Source organism: Paenirhodobacter huangdaonensis, from assembly GCF_004022465.1.
Lineage (GTDB): Bacteria > Pseudomonadota > Alphaproteobacteria > Rhodobacterales > Rhodobacteraceae > Rhodobacter > Rhodobacter huangdaonensis.
Genome location: NZ_SAVA01000001.1, coordinates 392,265 through 408,169, shown reverse-complemented (window position 1 = coordinate 408,169; position 15,905 = coordinate 392,265). Strand labels below are relative to the sequence as shown.

Genomic DNA, 15,905 nt, shown 5'->3' with positions numbered 1-15,905 from the left:
GGCAGGCGCAATCTTCGCGAATCCGCCGGTCTGCTCCCGGCGCAGACCAGAGGTAGCTGATGCCCGTCATGACTGAACCGAAACTCATTGCTGGCAATGCCAACACGCCGCTCGCCCATGCCATCGCCCGCCGGATGTCGATGCATCGGGGCATGTCGGTGAACCTCGTCGACGCCCGCGTCGAACGCTTCAACGATCAGGAGATCTTCGTCGAGGTCTACGAGAACGTCCGCGGCGAGGACATGTATATCATCCAGCCGACCTCGAACCCGGCGAATGACAACCTGATGGAACTGCTGATCATGACCGACGCGCTGAAGCGCTCCTCGGCCGATCGCATCACCGCGGTGATCCCCTATTTCGGCTATGCCCGGCAGGACCGCCGCGCCAAGGCCCGCACGCCGATCTCGGCCAAGCTCGTCGCCAACCTGCTGACCGAGGCCGGCGTCGACCGGGTGCTGACGCTCGATCTGCACGCGGCACAGATCCAGGGCTTCTTCGACATCCCCGTCGATAACCTCTATGCCTCGCCGGTCTTCGCGCTCGACATTCTGCACAATTTCCGCGGTCAGCTCGACGACGTGATGGTGATCTCGCCGGACGTCGGCGGCGTGGCCCGTGCGCGCGAACTCGCCAAGCGCATCGGCGCGCCGCTCGCCATCGTTGACAAGCGTCGCGAGAAGGCGGGCGAAGTGGCCGGCATGACGGTGATCGGCGACGTGACCGGCAAGAAGTGCTTCATCGTCGACGACATCTGCGACACCGCGGGCACGCTGTGCAAGGCGGCCGAGGTGCTGATGGAGGCCGGCGCGACCGAAGTTCACGCCTATATCACCCATGGCGTGCTGTCGGGCCCGGCGGTCGAGCGGGTGCGCAACTCGGTGATGAAATCGCTGGTGATCACCGACTCGATCCAGGCGACGCCGGCGACGCTCGCCTGCCCGAACATCCGCATCGTGCCGACCGCGCCGATGTTCGCCCAGGCGATCCTGAACACCTGGTCGGGCACCTCGGTCAGCTCGCTGTTCGAGACCGACACGCTGGTGCCGATCTACGAAGGTTTCTACTCGCAGAGCTGATCTCAGCCGAGGCGACGGATCACGGGCCCGGGGATTTCCCCGGGCCTTTTCCTTGCGCGAAGGTCGGATTGCGCGGCTGCCCCGATCGGTGCAGCCTTGGCCCATGCGACTTTTCCTGCTCACCACCCTCGTGATGATCGCCTTCGCGGCGAATTCGGTGCTGAACCGGATGGCGGTCGGCGTCGCCGGGCTCGACCCGGCGCTCGCCGGCGTGGTGCGGCTTGGCGCCGGGGCAGGGGTGCTGCTCGCCCTGACGCTGGTGCGGCGGGGAAGTGCGGCGCTGCGCCTGCCGCCGCGGGTGGCGCTTGCGGGCATGGCGACGCTCTTTCTCTATATCTTCGGCTTCACCCTTGCGAACGGGCGCATCGACGCAGGCGTCGGCGCGCTGATCCTCTTCGGCTCGGTGCAGATCACCATGTTCTCGGCCGCCCTCCTCGGCCGCGAGCGGCTGGGGCGCTGGCGGCTGATCGGGGCGGGGGTGGCCTTTGCCGGGCTCGCGGTGCTGGTGGCGCCTGCGGGGGGCGCGACGGTCGATCCGCTGGGCGCGGCCTTCATGGCGGCAGGCGGGCTCGGCTGGGGGCTTTATTCGCTGAACGGGCGGCGGACGCGCGATCCGCTCGGCGCGACGGCGGTGAACTTTGCGCTCGCACTGCTGCCGGCGCTGGCCTGGCTTGCGCTGCGGGGCGCGGTGCCGGAACCCACCTGGGGGATCTGGCCGGCGCTTGTCTCGGGCGCGGTTACCTCGGGGCTTGGCTATGCGCTGTGGTATGCGGTGGTGCCGCGCCTTGCCGCAAGCCTTGCCGCGGTGGCACAGCTGTCCGTGCCGGTGCTGGCCGCCCTTGGTGGGGCGCTGCTGCTGGCCGAGGTGCCCGGGCCGCGCTTCTGGGTGGCGGCGGCGCTGGTTCTGGGAGGCATCGCGCTGTCGCTGCGCAAGGGCTAGGGGCGCTGCCCCTCTGGGCCTGCGGCCCATTCACCCCGAGGTATTTGGAGCAAGATGAAAGCCCCTTCATCTTGCCTGAAATACCTCGGGGTCCGGGGCAGAGCCCCGGCGCTCAAAGCACGCGGTTGACGTGGCCCATCTTGCGACCGGGTTTGGCCTCCGCCTTGCCGTAGAGGTGGATCTGCGTGCGCGGTTCCTTCGCCAGCGTCGGAACCTGTGCGATATCGTCGCCGATCAGGTTCAGCATCTCGACATCGGCATAGCGGCTGCCGTCGCCGAGCGGCCAGCCGGCGAGCGCGCGGATGTGCTGTTCGAACTGGTCGACGGTGCAGCCCGCCTGCGTCCAGTGGCCCGAGTTGTGCACCCGCGGCGCGATCTCGTTCACCAGCAGGCCCTTCGGCGTGACGAAAAGCTCGACCCCGAGCACGCCGACGTAATCGAGCGCGTTGAGGATCTTCGCCGCGATCAGCACCGCGTCCGAGCGCAGCGCGGGCGAGATCCGCGCCGGCACCGTCGTCGTGTGCAGGATGCCGTCGCGGTGCACGTTCTCGCCCGGGTCGAAGCAGGAAACGGACCCGTCCAGCCCGCGTGCCGCGATCACCGAGATCTCGCAGCTGAACCCGACGAAGCCCTCGAGCACGGCCGGCGCGCCGGCCATCGCCGCAAGCGCCGCCGGCGCGTCCCCGGGCGCCTTGATCCGCGCCTGGCCCTTGCCGTCATAGCCGAGCCGGGTGGTCTTCAGGATCGAGGGCGTGCCGATCGTGGCAAGGGCCGCCTCGAGCGAGGCGATGTCCTCGACCGCGGCCCAGGGCGCGGTCGCAAGGCCGATCCCGTTCAGGAAGGCCTTTTCCTGCAGCCGGTCCTGCGAGATCGCCAGTGCGCGGCGGTTCGGATGGATCGGGCGCAGCCGCTCGATCAGGTCAAGCGCGGCGGTCGGGATGTTCTCGAACTCGTAGGTCACCACGTCGACGCTTTCGGCAAAGGCGGTGAGCGCGGCCTCGTCGTCGTAAGGCGCGGTCGTCACCTTCCAGGCAACCTGACCTGCCGGCGGCTCGGCGCCGGGTTCGAAGATGTGGCAGCGAAAGCCGAGGCGCGAGGCCGCGACCGAGAGCATGCGGCCAAGCTGGCCGCCGCCGAGAATGCCGATGGTGGCGCCGGGTTTCAGGGTCTCAGTCATCTTGCGGCTCGTCGGGAATGGAGGCGGAAAGGGCGGCGCGCCAGGCGTCGAGACGGACGGCGAGCGCGGGGTCGGAGATCGCAAGGATGCCCGCGGCCATCAGCCCGGCATTCGCCGCACCCGCGGCGCCGATCGCCATGGTGGCGACGGGGAAGCCCTTCGGCATCTGCACGATCGAATAGAGGCTGTCGACGCCCGAGAGCGCCTTCGTCTGCACCGGCACGCCGATCACTGGCACGCGGGTCTTCGAGGCCATCATGCCGGGCAGATGCGCGGCCCCGCCGGCGCCGGCGATGATCACGTGCAGCCCGCGCTCGACCGCGGTCTTGCCATAGCTCCAGAGCCGGTCGGGGGTGCGGTGGGCCGAGACGATCTTCTTCTCGTAGGGAACGCCGAGCTCGTCGAGCACGGCAGCCGCCTCGCGCATGGTTGCCCAGTCGGACTGGCTGCCCATGATGATTCCCACTTTCACGCTCATCGCCGCCCTCGCTGTTGTCGCGCCGGCACTATAGGCGGCAGGCCCGGAACGGCAAGGGGGCCGGGCGGGGCGGGGGCGCCATCAGGCGATGATGTCGGGGGTGAGGCGGTCCTCGATCCGGGCGATCTGGTCCTTGAGCGACAGCTTCTGCTTCTTCAGCCGCACGATGCGCAGCTGGTCGGGGTGGCCGGTGTCAACGAGCGCCGCGATCGCCTCGTCGAGGTCGCGATGTTCGCGCCGCAGCACGGCAAGCTTCAGCTGCAGCACTTCTTCGGTATTCATCTCGACGGGGGCGTCGCTGTGGGCGTTCATGAGCGTTTTCGGGCTTCTGACTGGCTCTGGCTGCAAGGCTCGCGGGCGACTCGGCCCTCGGGTGAAGACAAATATAACAATTTCTGGCGCTTGCGGGGAAAAATTCGCGCTGTTCCGGGTCGCGGCTGCCCCTTGCAGGCGCAGCACCGCCTGCCCATATCTGTGCGGAACGGGTTGCCGCAGCGCGGGGCCCGCAACCGCAATGTCGCTGATCAAGGGCTTGCCTGATGACGAAACTGAGCTTTGGCGCGCATCCCTACCTGCTGGGCTTCGACCAGCTGGAGCGCCTTGTCGAGCGGACGGCGAAGTCCGGCTCCGACGCCTACCCGCCTTACAACATCGAACAGAACGGTCCCGACGCCTTCCGCATCACCCTTGCGGTGGCGGGTTTCGCCGAGGATGACCTCGCGATCACCATGGAGGACCGGGCGCTGGTGATCCGCGGCCGGCAGGCCGACGATCTGGGCGAGCGGATCTTCCTGCACCGCGGCATCGCCGCACGCGCCTTCCAGCGCAGCTTCGTGCTCGCCGATGGCGTCGAGGTGGCGGGGGCGGGGCTCGAGAACGGGTTGCTGCATGTCGATCTGAAGCGGGTGATGCCCGATCCGGTGGTGCAGTCGATCCCGATCCGGCGGCGGTGAACATCAGGCAAGGAGGCTGAAATGGACACGAGATACGATTTCGGCGCGGAGACGGGCGAGCGCATCGTCTATGTCCGGCCGGTGGCAGTGGCGGATCTGCCCGAGGAGATTCAGGCGCAGGCGGCCGGGCTGACGCAGCTTTATGCGCTGTGCGATGCGAACGGCGCGCGGCTTGCCCTCGTCAAGGATCGCTGGATGGCCTTTGCACTTGCGCGCGAGAACGAGGTGCAGGCGGTCAACGTGCACTGAGCCGCGGGCCGGGGCGTCGTCCCCGAAATCCGGGCGGAAAAGCGAAACGCCCCGGCGCAGGCCGGGGCGTTCGTCATTTCGGGGAGCCTGCGGCTCAGGCCTTGATCAGGCCCATCGATTCGAGCTTCAGGATCACCTGATGCGCGCAGTGGTCGACGTCGACGCCGGTGGTGTCGACGCGCAGCTCGGGAGTCGCGGGCGCTTCATAGGGGTCCGAGATCCCGGTGAACTCCTTGATCTTGCCTTCGCGGGCGAGCTTGTAGAGGCCCTTGCGGTCGCGCGCTTCACATTCCTCGAGCGAGGTGGCGACGTGGACCTCGACGAAGGCGCCGTAGGCCTCGATCATCTCGCGCACGGCCCGACGGGTCGCGGTATAGGGCGCGATCGGCGCGCAGATCGCGATGCCGCCGTTCTTGGTGATCTCGGAGGCGACATAGCCGATGCGCTTGATGTTGATGTCGCGGTGCTCCTTCGAGAAGCCGAGCTCCGAGGACAGGTGCTTGCGCACCACGTCGCCGTCGAGCAGCGTCACCGGGCGGCCGCCCATTTCCATCAGCTTGACCATCAGCGCGTTGGCGATCGTCGACTTGCCCGAGCCGGAGAGGCCGGTGAAGAACACGGTGAAGCCCTGCTTCGAGCGCGGCGGCGAGGTCCGGCGCAGCTCGGTCACCACCTCGGGGAAGGAGAACCAGTCCGGAATCTCCAGCCCTTCGCGCAGGCGGCGGCGCAGTTCCGTGCCCGAGATGTTGAGGATGGTGACCTTGTCCTTGTCGGCGATCTCGTCGGCCGGCTCGTACTGGGCGCGCTCCTGCACATAGACCATCTGCTTGAAGTCGACCATCTCGCAGCCGATCTCCGACTGGTGCTTGGCGAACAGCTCCTGCGCGTCATAGGGGCCGTAGAAATCCTCGCCGGCGCTGTTCTTGCCCGGGCCGGCGTGGTCGCGCCCGACGATCATGTGGGTGCAGCCGTGGTTGCGGCGGATGATGCCGTGCCAGACCGCCTCGCGCGGGCCGGCCATGCGCATCGCCAGGTTCAGCAGGCTGAGCGTGGTGGTCGACTGCGGGTACTGGTCGAGCACCGCCTCGTAGCAGCGCACGCGGGTGAAGTGGTCGACATCGCCGGGCTTGGTGAGGCCCACCACCGGGTGGATCAGCAGGTTCGCCTGGGCTTCCTTCGCGGCGCGGAAGGTCAGCTCCTGGTGCGCGCGGTGCAGCGGGTTGCGGGTCTGGAAGGCGACGATCTTGCGCCAGCCGAGCTTGCGGAAATAGGCGCGCAGTTCGTTCGGCGTGTCGCGCCGGGCCTTGAAGTCATAATGCACCGGCGGCTGGATGCCGGTGATCGGGCCGCCGAGATAGACCGCGCCCGCGGTGTTGTGCAGGTAGTTCACCGCCGGATGGGCGAGGTCGTCGGCGCCGAAGACCTTGGCGGCCTCGTTGGCCTTGTTCGGCACCCATTTGTCGGTGACCGACAGGATCGCGAGGATCACGCCTTCCTGGTCGCGCAGCGCGATATCGGTGCCGGGCTCGATGCCCTCGGCGAATTTCTCGCTGACGTCGAGGGTGATCGGCATCGGCCAGAGCGCCCCGTTGGCGAGGTGCATGTCCTCGACGACGCAGTTGTAATCCTCTTCGCTCAGGAAGCCCTTGAGCGGGTAGAAACCGCCGTTCATCAGCAGCTCGAGGTCACAGATCTGCCGCGGCGTCAGGTCCCACGAAACGAGGTTGCCGGCCTCGATCTTCAGCTTCTGCGCGGATTCATGGGAAACGTAGAGCTCCGGGATCGGGGCGAGATTGGGGAGGGACATTACTGGACCTGTCTGATTGACGTGAAATGCCGAAAGAACACCGATGGCATCCTGCGCGGGCCTTAGCGTGCAAAGCGCGCTTGTGGCAAGCATCGGGGAAAGGAGCGGCGGAAAAAAGCCGATTTTTGGGCTTTTTGGCACCATTTCGGGCCAAATTTCGCGATTTCAGGCGGGTGGGACCACAAATGTTCCCGCCCGCCCGACAGGTTTATTCCTGTTCGGCCAGCCAGCGCTCGGCGTCGAGCGCGGCCATGCAGCCCATGCCGGCCGAGGTCACCGCCTGGCGATAGGTGTGGTCGGTCAGATCGCCGGCGGCGAAGACCCCCTCGATCGAGGTGCGGGTCGTGCCGGGCTGCACCCAGACATAGCCGCCGCCATGCAGCCTGAGCTGATCCTTCACCAGCTCCGAGGCGGGGGCATGGCCGATCGCCACGAAGAAGCCGTCACAGGGCACCACGGTTTCCGCTTCGGTCTTCACGTTGCGGATCCGCACCCCGGTGACGCCAAGCGGCGCCTCGGTGCCGAGGATTTCTTCGGGAACCGAGTCCCAGATCACCTCGATCTTCGGGTTGCGGAACAGCCGGTCCTGCATGATCTTCTCGGCGCGGAAGCTGTCGCGGCGGTGGATCACCGTGACCTTGGTGGCGAAATTGGTCAGGAACAGCGCCTCCTCGACCGCGGTGTTGCCGCCGCCGATCACCACGACCTCCTTGCCGCGATAGAAGAAGCCGTCGCAGGTGGCACAGGCGGAGACGCCGAAGCCCTTGAACTTCTCCTCGGAGGGCAGGCCGATCCAGCGCGCCTGCGCCCCGGTCGCCAGGATCACCGCATCGGCGACATAGGTGGTGCCGGAATCGCCAAGCGCGACGAAGGGCCGGTCGCCGAGATTGAGGCTGGTGATCGTGTCCGAGATGATCTCGGTGCCCATGGCGCGGGCGTGCTCTTCCATCTGCACCATCAGCTCGGGCCCCTCGACAGCGGTGCGGCCGGGCCAGTTCTCGACCTCGGTGGTGATCGTCAGCTGGCCGCCGGGCTGGATGCCCTGAACCAGCACCGGGTTCAGCATCGCGCGCGCGGAATAGACGGCGGCGGTATAGCCGGCGGGCCCCGACCCGATGATCAGCACGCGTGTCTTCTTCGTCTCGCCCATGGCAGCCTCCCGGTTTCTGGTGTCGCAGGTCTTTCTGGTGTCGCAGATATAGGCACAGGCGGGCGCCGACGGAACCCCCCGCCAAAACGCTTTGAAAACCGGTCGAATTGCTCTTGCGGCCGCCATGGCGAAAGATTATTGCGCCATCTTCTTCTCGCGGATAAGTTCTGCGCAACTGCGGAGGGTAAGATGGCCAGCACCAAGCTTGACGAGATCGACCGGAAAATCCTGGCCGAGTTGCAGGCGGACGGTCGGATGACGAACGTCGAACTGGCCAAGCGCGTGGGGATCTCGGCGCCGCCCTGCCTGCGCCGCGTGCGCACCCTCGAGGAGGCGGGCTTCATCCGCGGCTACCACGCCGACGTGAACCCGCGCGAGCTTGGCTTCGAGGTGCAGGTCTTTGCCATGGTGCGGCTGCAAAGCCAGGCCGAGGCCGACCTCAGCGCCTTTGAAAACCGCTGCCGCGCCTGGCCCCTGGTGCGCGAGTGCCACATGCTGAACGGCGAGATCGACTTCGTGCTGAAATGCGTGGCGCCCGACCTCTCGACCTTCCAGTCCTTCCTGATGGGCGAGCTGACGCCGGCCGACAACGTGGCCAGCGTGAAGACCTCGCTCGTCATCCGCTGCGCCAAGGACGAGCCCGGCGTGCCTTTCGACGTGCTCGAGGAGCGCCTCGCGAAACAGGCCTGAGCGCGGCCGCCGCGGGCCGGGGCGATTCGCCGGCCGGCCGCGGATCTGTGGCCCCGCCGTGCCCGACCCCGGGCGGATCCGGCCGGCTGCTTCCAAATGCCACATGCCGGCGAGGCCGGCGCCCGCCCCCCGCGGGAGCCGGCGCCGCCTTCGGTCATCCGCCCCCTGTCGCAGCCTCACCGGGACCGGAACGGCATGCAGACATGTGTGGGGGAGGTGCCCGGTGCGGTGCGTCGCAGAGGGTCAGAGGTTGCGCGACCGGGCGAGCGCCTCGGCCGTCGTGATCGCCTCGGCCGTCGCAATGGCCGTCTCGGTGCGGGTCGCGGCGTCGTCCGGCGGGCTTCCGAGGGCGCGCAGGAGGGCGCGCACGAGATCGGGAACCCCGGCCGCATCGAGCGCGCCCCGCCCCAGCATCTGCGCCCCCTGCGCGACCATCGTCACCACGATCTGCGCGGCGAGGCCGGGCGCCCCGACGGCAAGGCGCCCGGCATCCCGGGCTTCGGCCAGGTCGTTGTGCAGCCGGGCCTGAACCGCCTGTGCGAAATCGGGCAATGCGGCAACGGCATGCGACACCAGCCGCGCCCGCGCCGGGGCCTGTGCCAGATCGCGCAGGAAAATCATGGTGACGGTCGCGATCCGCGTCAGCGGGTCGGACACGATCCCGAGCACGGCCTGATGGCGCTGCGCCAGCGCGTCGATGATCTCGTCGCCCAGCTCCGCCTCCAGCGTGTTCAGGTCGGGGAAATGCACGTAGAAGGTGCCCTTGGCGACCCCGGCGGCGCGGGTCAGGACCTCGACGGTGACCTGTGGCGCGGCCGGATCGGCATAACAGCCGCGTGCCGCCGCGAGGATCAGCGCGCGCGTGCGTGCCCGCTTCTCGCGGCCGATCTCCGCCCGGCGTTCCAGGTTCACCCGCGCCATCGAAGGCCCTTTTCCGTCGCTTCGGTCCTGCACAGCGACCTGCCCGCAGAGCCGCCCCAGGTCAACCCCCCGCGATGTCCGGGCTCGGGGGGCCGCCCCGGCCGCGGCCGGGGCGGGGGCTTCGGGGGGGCCGTGCCCGGTCGGGGCCGGTCCTTAGCCCGCGGCGAGGTGCCGGCCGAGGACCGTGCCAAGCGCCGCGGTGAGGCTTGCGGCGGGCGCGTCGCCCGCTTCCGCCTGACGCCAGCACACCACCCGGTCGGGCCGGATCAGCACCGCGCCGGTCTCGGAGATGCCGCGCGCGCGCGCCCACATCAGCCGCGGATCGAACAGGTCACCGTCGAGATGGCCGATGCGCCGCACGTCGAGCGGCAGGTCGTTGGCGCGGGCGAGGGCCTCGGCCGCGGCGCACCAGGGCGCGCCATTCTCGCCGGCGATCAGCAGGAACCGGCCGGGGCGCACGAGGTCCTTGATCGGCAGCCGCGCGCCGGCCTCGTCGTCAAGCCAGGCATGCGGCAGCGGGCTGCCGGGGAAGGTGCTCGGCTCGTAAAGCCGGATCTCGTCGGCATTCGCCGGGGGCGTGGTGCCGTCGCCGACGATCGCGCCGGAGGCATAACGATAGCCGTATTCGACGTTCAGCTCATTCGCCTCCATGCTGAGTGCGCGGATCGCGCGCATCGCGGTGGCGCGGTGCGCGGCATCCTGCGGCAGGCCGCTCAGCAGCCGCTTGACCTCGGCCCAGTTCTGCGCGGCGGTGGCATCGGGGGAAAGCCCCATCGCCCGGCCGATCGCCATGTGGCCCATCGAGTTTTCCATCGAGCGGCGGATGTTGTGCCCGTCCACCGGGGCGCGCTCGGCCTCGTAGCTGTCGAGCAGCGACGCCCCGGCCTGACCGGCCAGAACCGCGGCGATCTTCCAGCACAGGTTATGCGCATCCTGAATGCCGCTTGTCAGCCCGAGCCCGCCGGTCGGCGGATGGCGATGCGCGGCGTCGCCGACGAGGAACACCCGGCCGGCGCGGAACCGCTCTGCCTGCACCCCCTCGAGCGCCCAGCGGGTGATCTTGTGCACGGTCATCGGCAGCTCGGGAATGCCGAGGGCAAGCCGCATGTTCGCGACGATCTGCGCGTCGGTCAGATCACGCGGCCCTTCGCCCTGATAGGTGATGTGGAACACCCATTCCTCGCTCTCCGGCCCCCAATGGTCGGGCCCCATCGGCACCAGCACCGCCATCTCGCCGATCGCCGGGCACCAGATCCAGCGGATCAGCACGTCGGGATCGCGGGCGAGCTGTGACAGGTCGGCCGAGACATGCGCCGTCGCGGTCTGGGCGATCACGCCGAGCCCCTGATGCGCGATGCCGACGAGCCGCGGGATTGTCCGCCCGCCGTCGCAGCCGAGCAGGTAGCGCGCCCGCACCGTGTAGTCGGACCCGTCGTCGCGATTGGTGATCCAGGCGGTGACGCCCTCCGCGTCCTGCTCGAGCCGCGTCAGCTCGTGATGAAAGCGGACATGGCCCGGGTTCAGCGCCTCGGCCCGCGCCCGCAGGACCGGCTCGAGCCGGATCTGCGGCAGGTTGGCCGAACGCAGCGGGCTTGCCTGCTGCCAGTTCACATTCTGGCCGCCGTCGCCCCAGCACTCGATCTTGGCGATGGTCCGGCCGAGATCGGGATCGGCGCCGGCAAGCCCGGCATACCACCCCATCGCCCGCATGTTCTCGGCCGGGGTGCTGCGGGCATAGATCGCCTCGGAGACGCCGGCATCCTCGAGGATTTCCATGCTGCGCTGGTTGAGCACATGCGCCTTGGGCAGGGTCGAGGTGGTCGGCAGCGCGCTGACCAGAAGATGCTCGACACCGAGCCCGGACAGCAGCATCGAGCTGGTCAGGCCAGCGCCGCCACCGCCGACGACGAGCACCGGCACTTCGATATCGGGTGTGGCTGCGGGAGTTTCAGGGGGCATTTCTCGGGTCTCCTCCGTTCGGGTGTGACATCCCGACATGACCCCGCCGCCGATCGCACCGCCTGCGGCGGATCGGGGCAGATCCGGACCGAAACCTCCTCCTGTCCGGGCCGTGCGGGACGGTTGCAGTGTGAAATGCCGGGGCATCGACCGGCATCTCGCAGTGACTACGTGGTCAAAACGAGATTCGTGTCAAACGACAATTCCTAGAAAATTAATTTTTCTTCATTTTTGTTATTTTTTCAGCTAGGAGGTCTTCAGGAGGACCAGCCATGCTCACATTGTTCCACTCCCCGGGCGCGTGCTCGATGGGGATCGTGTTCCTGCTCGAAGAACTCGGCGTCGATTATACGCTTGCGGCGATCGACCTGCGCAAGGGCGAGCAGAACGACACGGCATTCCGGCAGATGAACCCGAAAGGGAAGGTTCCGACGCTGATTCTCGACGACGGGACGGCGCTGACCGAGTTTCCCGCGATCGCCTATTGGCTTTGCCGCCGCCATGGCGCGGCCGAGCTCTGGCCCGACACGATCGACGGCCAGGCACGGGTGCTCGAACTGGTCGAGTTCCTCGTCGCCTCGATCCACATGCGCGGCTTCACCTTCCTTGTCATGCCGCAGAAATTCTCGGCCGACCCGGCGGCGCAGGACAGCCTGCGCGCGCTCGGCCGCCGCGAGGTCGAGGCCGGGCTTGCGACGGTGGCGGCGCAGCACGGCGCGGCGCTGTGTGCGCGCAGCCGGATCGGCATCGAGGATGCGGCGCTGTTCTACATTCTCGTCTGGGCCCGGGCGCTGGGCATCGCCGTGCCGGCGCCGCTGTCGACCTATGCCGAGGCGCTGCTCGCCCGTCCGAGCGCGCAGGTGGCGCTGCGCGGCCTCGCGGCGGGCTGAGCCTCATTCCGGTGCGCCCGAGGCCCTTCCCGGAGGAGCGGGGAGCGGGGGCGCCGAGACCGCATGAAAAGGGGAGGGAGGCCATGCCTCAGGAGAATTTCGACTGCGACGTCGCCATCATCGGCGCCGGTCCAACCGGGCTGATGACGGCGCTGCAGCTGGGACGGGCGGGCGTCCGCGTCTGTGTGCTGGAGAAACGCGACGAACCGTTCACCACGCCGCGTGCCATCGCCTATGATGCCGAGCTGATGCGCAGCCTGCGGACGGTGGGGGTGCTCGAGCGGATCGGGGCATCCTTCGTTCACGACCTCGGGGTGCGCTATCTGAATGCGAAGGGCAAGGTGCTGTGGTCGTCTACCCAATGCCCGCAGGCCTTCGGGTTCGCCGCGCGCGGGACCTATTACCAGCCCGATCTCGAACGCGGTCTGAGCGAGGCGATCGCCGAGCTGCCGCAGGTCACGCTCCGGCGCGGCATCGAGGTGCGTGCGGTCGTGCAGGATGACGACGGGGTCACGCTCGATCTCGGCGGTGGCAGCTTGCGCGCGCGCTATGCCGTCGCCTGCGACGGCGGCTCGAGCCCGACCCGCGCGGCGCTGGGGCTGTGGTTCGAGGGCGAGACCTTCACCGAGAAATGGGTCGTGGTCGACACGCTCGAGGACCAGTTCCCCGGGGACGGGATCGTCTTCTTCTGCGATCCGGCGCGGCCGGGGCTGACGGTTCCGAATGCCGGCGGCCGGCGCCGCTGGGAGTTCCTGGTGATGCCTGGCGACGACGAGGCGGAAGTGTCTTCCGACGCCTGGGTGCGGGCCCGGATCGCCGAGCGGGGCGGCGGCGCGGGCTTCGGCATCGAACGCTGCGTGATCTACACCTTCCATGCCCGCCATGCGGCGAAATTCCGCGTCGGCCGCCTGTTGCTTGCCGGCGATGCGGCGCATGTGACCCCGCCCTTCGCGGGCCAGGGACTGGTCGGCGGCGTGCGCGATGCGGGCAACCTTGCGTGGAAACTTGCCGGCGTGCTGCAGGGGCGGTTCGGGGCGGAGATCCTCGACAGTTATCGCCTCGAACGCCTGCCGCAACTGCACCGGGCGACGGGGTTCGCGGTGCGGCTCGGTGGCTTCATCATGACGACGCGCCCGGTGCAGGCCTGGATGCGCGACCGCCTCATGCGGCTGATCTGGAGCGTTCCGCCGCTGCGCGACTACATCGACCGCACCGACCCGGTGCCGCACAATGTGCAGCGTCATTCTCCGCTCGTGCGGCGACGGGCGCACCGGCGGGTCGGGCGGCTCATCGAAACGCCCGAGCTGTCGGTCGCGGGCCGCGCCGTGCGGCTTGACGCGCTGATGGGGCCGGGGTTCGCGCTGGTCGGTCTCGGCATCGAGCCGGAGACGGTTCTCGGCCGGAACGACCGCGACACGCTCGACCGGCTCGGCGCGCGGCTCCTCGGTGTCGAGACCGGCGGCGCGATCCGCGACCCGCAAGGGGTGCTGGCGAAATGGCTGGGCCGGCGCCCGGCGCTGGTCCTCGTTCGTCCCGACCGGATCGTCGCCGACGTGATGGCGCCGGGCGCCGGCGACGGGCAGCTCGACTGGCTGGTCGGTGCCTATGCCCTCAACCAACCTGCGATCACGACGGAGAAGGAGACAGCATGAGCGTGACGGAACTTCCCGAGGGAATCTCGGATCTGGCGGATGTCCTGCGCATCGAGGCGACGCCGCTCGCGCGGCGGGGGCTTCCGACGAGCACCTACGCGGCGCTGCGGCAGGCCGCCGCCGCCCGGCCGGAAGCCATGGCGCTCGCCTATTTCCCGGGGATGGAGGCGATGGAGCGCCCCGAAACCTGGTCGTTCCGCGCCTTCGCGGAAGAGATCACCCGCACCGCCAACATGCTGCGCGCCGAGGGGCTCGGCCGCGACGACGTGGTGGCCTATCTGTTGCCGAACCTGCCGCAGACGCATTGGACGATCTGGGGCGGCGAGACCGCGGGCATCGTGATGGCGCTCAACCCCGCGCTTGGCGCCGGGGAAATCGCCGCGCTGCTGAGCGCCGCAGGGGCCCGGATGCTGGTTGCCGCGGGGCCGCAGATCGCCTCCGAGATCTGGGAAAAGGCGGTCGCCGCCGCCGGCGCGAGCGACTGCCTGCGGCTCGTGCTGAAGGTCGGCCCGGTCGCGCCGGGCGAGAGCATCGGCGCGGTTCCGGTGCGCGATTTCGACCGGCTGCGCGCCGCCGCACCGGCTGGCGCGCTGAGCTTCGCGCCGCCCGAGGCGGAGGATATCTCCTCCTATTTCTGCACCGGCGGCACCACCGGCCTGCCGAAGATCGCCCGGCGCAGCCAGCGCTCGGAGATCTTCGACGCCTGGGCGATCGCCGCGGCGCATCCGCAGCTGCTGCACGCCGGCACTGCTGCCTTCTGCGGATTGCCGCTGTTCCACGTCAACGCCCAGCTTGTCACCGGGCTCGCGGTCTGGATACAGGGCGGTGCGGTGGTGCTCGGTGGCGCGGCGGGCTACCGCACGCCCGAGCTGCTCGCGCGGTTCTGGGAGGTGGTGGAGCGGTTCCGCGTCACCATCTTCTCCTCGGTGCCGACGATCCTCTCGGCACTGCTGGCGACGCCGGTCGAAGGGCACGACCTGTCGTCGCTCGAATACGCCGTCTGCGGCGCAGCACCGATGCCGGCGGCGCTGTTCGGCAAGTTCGAGGCCGCGACCGGGCTGAAGATCCTTGAAGGCTACGGGCTGACCGAGGGCGCCTGCGTCTCCTCGCTCAATCCGGCCAACGGTGCGCCGCGGATCGGCTCGATCGGGCTGCGTCTGCCCTATCAGCGGATGCGCGCGGCCGAGCTGGACGTCGAGGGCCGGTTCGGGCGCTGGTGCGCGACCGACGAGGCGGGCAGCCTGCTGCTGAACGGTCCGAATGTCTTTGCCGGCTATGTCGATCCGGCGCAGACCGCCGCCGCCCGGGTCGAGATCGCCGGCGAGCGCTGGCTCAACACCGGGGATCTCGGGCGCGAGGATGGCGACGGCTTCTTCTGGCTGACCGGCCGGCGCAAGGAGCTGATCATCCGCGGCGGTCACAACATCGACCCCGCCACGATCGAGAACCCGATCCACCATCACCCGCAGGTCGCGCTCGCCGCCGCGGTCGGCCGCCCCGATGCCCATGCCGGCGAGGTGCCGGTGCTCTATGTCCAGCCGAAGCCCGGCGCGACGCTGAGCCCCGAGGAGATCGTCGCCTGGGCCGAGGCCGAGATCGGCGAGCGCGCCGCCCGGCCGAAGGCGGTCCATATCATCGAGGCGATGCCGGTGACCGCGGTGGGCAAGATCTTCAAGCCGGCGCTGGTGATGCGCGAGATCGAGAGCGTGCTGCGCGAGGCTGCCGCCGGGGCAGGGGTGGCGCTGGCTCAGGTGCGGGTCGAACAGGACCCCGCCCGCGGCATGCTCGCCCATGTCACGCTGGCCGGGGGCGATGCCGCGACGCTGCGCGCCGCCTTGCAGCCCTTCACCTTCAAGCTCGAGATCGCGGCGGGCTGAGGCCTGTCGCGATCGCAGGGCCGGTGCAAAACGAAAGAGAGCCGGGTTTCCCCGGCTCTCTCTTTTCGCGCGCGGCGCGGCGG

15 protein-coding genes are annotated in these 15,905 nt (G+C 69.0%); 8 read left to right on the top strand and 7 right to left on the bottom strand.

Features of this window, described 5'->3' with window-relative positions:
* Window positions 1-59 precede the first annotated feature (59 nt).
* On the top strand, window positions 60-1,079 hold the full coding sequence (locus EOW66_RS01910) for a ribose-phosphate pyrophosphokinase (protein ID WP_128154386.1): 1,020 nt from the start codon (window positions 60-62) through the stop codon (window positions 1,077-1,079).
* Between the two features lie 103 nt (window positions 1,080-1,182).
* Window positions 1,183-2,019: a DMT family transporter gene (locus EOW66_RS01905; protein ID WP_128154385.1), complete on the top strand. Its 837-nt coding sequence runs from the start codon at window positions 1,183-1,185 to the stop codon at window positions 2,017-2,019.
* Between the two features lie 112 nt (window positions 2,020-2,131).
* On the opposite strand, the gene EOW66_RS01900 is transcribed toward EOW66_RS01905, so the two are convergent.
* The 3 genes from EOW66_RS01900 to EOW66_RS01890 form a co-directional block, all read right to left on the bottom strand.
* The gene (locus tag EOW66_RS01900) at window positions 2,132-3,196 is read right to left on the bottom strand and encodes a 5-(carboxyamino)imidazole ribonucleotide synthase (RefSeq protein WP_128154384.1); all 1,065 of its coding nucleotides are present in this window, start codon (window positions 3,194-3,196) and stop codon (window positions 2,132-2,134) included.
* Entirely contained in the window at window positions 3,189-3,674 is a 486-nt protein-coding gene (gene purE / locus EOW66_RS01895; RefSeq protein WP_128147477.1) for a 5-(carboxyamino)imidazole ribonucleotide mutase, read from the bottom strand. Before purE ends, EOW66_RS01900 begins: the two co-directional genes overlap by 8 nt.
* An 81-nt stretch (window positions 3,675-3,755) precedes the next feature.
* Window positions 3,756-3,986 (bottom strand): YdcH family protein, encoded by a 231-nt coding sequence (locus tag EOW66_RS01890; protein ID WP_113899282.1) that lies wholly within the window; start codon window positions 3,984-3,986, stop codon window positions 3,756-3,758.
* A 227-nt stretch (window positions 3,987-4,213) separates the two neighbouring features.
* On the opposite strand from EOW66_RS01890, the gene EOW66_RS01885 reads away from it, so the two are divergent.
* Both EOW66_RS01885 and EOW66_RS01880 read left to right on the top strand, forming a co-directional pair.
* Complete coding sequence (locus tag EOW66_RS01885; protein ID WP_113899283.1) at window positions 4,214-4,627, top strand: Hsp20 family protein; 414 nt, start codon at window positions 4,214-4,216, stop codon at window positions 4,625-4,627.
* 21 nt (window positions 4,628-4,648) lie between these two features.
* On the top strand, window positions 4,649-4,876 hold the full coding sequence (locus tag EOW66_RS01880; protein WP_113899284.1) for a DUF1150 family protein: 228 nt from the start codon (window positions 4,649-4,651) through the stop codon (window positions 4,874-4,876).
* Between the two features lie 94 nt (window positions 4,877-4,970).
* On the opposite strand, the gene EOW66_RS01875 is transcribed toward EOW66_RS01880, so the two are convergent.
* Both EOW66_RS01875 and trxB read right to left on the bottom strand, forming a co-directional pair.
* Window positions 4,971-6,683, bottom strand: a complete 1,713-nt coding sequence (locus EOW66_RS01875) for a bifunctional sulfate adenylyltransferase/adenylylsulfate kinase (protein WP_113899285.1) — start codon at window positions 6,681-6,683, stop codon at window positions 4,971-4,973.
* Window positions 6,684-6,891: 208 nt separating this feature from the next.
* Window positions 6,892-7,833: a thioredoxin-disulfide reductase gene (gene trxB, locus EOW66_RS01870; RefSeq protein ID WP_128154382.1), complete on the bottom strand. Its 942-nt coding sequence runs from the start codon at window positions 7,831-7,833 to the stop codon at window positions 6,892-6,894.
* A 189-nt stretch (window positions 7,834-8,022) separates the two neighbouring features.
* Between trxB and EOW66_RS01865 the strand changes: the two genes are divergently transcribed.
* Window positions 8,023-8,523 carry an Lrp/AsnC family transcriptional regulator gene (locus EOW66_RS01865; RefSeq protein WP_113899287.1) on the top strand — a complete coding sequence of 167 codons (501 nt, stop codon included), beginning with the start codon at window positions 8,023-8,025 and terminating at the stop codon, window positions 8,521-8,523.
* Window positions 8,524-8,766: 243 nt separating this feature from the next.
* Here EOW66_RS01865 and EOW66_RS01860 read toward each other — a convergent pair whose 3' ends face one another.
* Both EOW66_RS01860 and EOW66_RS01855 read right to left on the bottom strand, forming a co-directional pair.
* Window positions 8,767-9,444, bottom strand: a complete 678-nt coding sequence (locus EOW66_RS01860; protein ID WP_128154380.1) for a TetR/AcrR family transcriptional regulator — start codon at window positions 9,442-9,444, stop codon at window positions 8,767-8,769.
* Window positions 9,445-9,597: 153 nt separating this feature from the next.
* Entirely contained in the window at window positions 9,598-11,403 is a 1,806-nt protein-coding gene (locus EOW66_RS01855) for an FAD-dependent monooxygenase (protein WP_128154379.1), read from the bottom strand.
* Between the two features lie 272 nt (window positions 11,404-11,675).
* Between EOW66_RS01855 and EOW66_RS01850 the strand changes: the two genes are divergently transcribed.
* From EOW66_RS01850 to EOW66_RS01840, 3 genes are all read left to right on the top strand, one after another.
* Window positions 11,676-12,293 carry a glutathione S-transferase family protein gene (locus EOW66_RS01850; protein WP_128154377.1) on the top strand — a complete coding sequence of 206 codons (618 nt, stop codon included), beginning with the start codon at window positions 11,676-11,678 and terminating at the stop codon, window positions 12,291-12,293.
* Between the two features lie 83 nt (window positions 12,294-12,376).
* A complete protein-coding gene (locus EOW66_RS01845; RefSeq protein ID WP_128154376.1) occupies window positions 12,377-13,945 on the top strand; it encodes a bifunctional 3-(3-hydroxy-phenyl)propionate/3-hydroxycinnamic acid hydroxylase in 1,569 nt (522 codons plus the stop codon).
* On the top strand, window positions 13,942-15,822 hold the full coding sequence (locus EOW66_RS01840; protein ID WP_128154374.1) for an acyl-CoA synthetase: 1,881 nt from the start codon (window positions 13,942-13,944) through the stop codon (window positions 15,820-15,822). The genes EOW66_RS01845 and EOW66_RS01840 overlap by 4 nt, the downstream gene beginning before the upstream one ends.
* The last annotated feature ends 83 nt before the right edge of the window (window positions 15,823-15,905 follow it).

Coding starts and splice junctions, on each gene's coding strand:
- EOW66_RS01905 (WP_128154385.1), top strand. CDS start 1,183: ATGCGACTTTTCCTGCTCACCACCCTCGTGATGATCGCCTTCGCGGCG.
- EOW66_RS01865 (WP_113899287.1), top strand. CDS start 8,023: ATGGCCAGCACCAAGCTTGACGAGATCGACCGGAAAATCCTGGCCGAG.
- EOW66_RS01845 (WP_128154376.1), top strand. CDS start 12,377: ATGCCTCAGGAGAATTTCGACTGCGACGTCGCCATCATCGGCGCCGGT.
- EOW66_RS01860 (WP_128154380.1), bottom strand. CDS start 9,444: ATGGCGCGGGTGAACCTGGAACGCCGGGCGGAGATCGGCCGCGAGAAG.
- trxB (WP_128154382.1), bottom strand. CDS start 7,833: ATGGGCGAGACGAAGAAGACACGCGTGCTGATCATCGGGTCGGGGCCC.
- EOW66_RS01840 (WP_128154374.1), top strand. CDS start 13,942: ATGAGCGTGACGGAACTTCCCGAGGGAATCTCGGATCTGGCGGATGTC.
- EOW66_RS01880 (WP_113899284.1), top strand. CDS start 4,649: ATGGACACGAGATACGATTTCGGCGCGGAGACGGGCGAGCGCATCGTC.
- EOW66_RS01855 (WP_128154379.1), bottom strand. CDS start 11,403: ATGCCCCCTGAAACTCCCGCAGCCACACCCGATATCGAAGTGCCGGTG.
- EOW66_RS01875 (WP_113899285.1), bottom strand. CDS start 6,683: ATGTCCCTCCCCAATCTCGCCCCGATCCCGGAGCTCTACGTTTCCCAT.
- EOW66_RS01900 (WP_128154384.1), bottom strand. CDS start 3,196: ATGACTGAGACCCTGAAACCCGGCGCCACCATCGGCATTCTCGGCGGC.
- EOW66_RS01885 (WP_113899283.1), top strand. CDS start 4,214: ATGACGAAACTGAGCTTTGGCGCGCATCCCTACCTGCTGGGCTTCGAC.
- EOW66_RS01890 (WP_113899282.1), bottom strand. CDS start 3,986: ATGAACGCCCACAGCGACGCCCCCGTCGAGATGAATACCGAAGAAGTG.
- EOW66_RS01850 (WP_128154377.1), top strand. CDS start 11,676: ATGCTCACATTGTTCCACTCCCCGGGCGCGTGCTCGATGGGGATCGTG.
- EOW66_RS01910 (WP_128154386.1), top strand. CDS start 60: ATGCCCGTCATGACTGAACCGAAACTCATTGCTGGCAATGCCAACACG.
- purE (WP_128147477.1), bottom strand. CDS start 3,674: ATGAGCGTGAAAGTGGGAATCATCATGGGCAGCCAGTCCGACTGGGCA.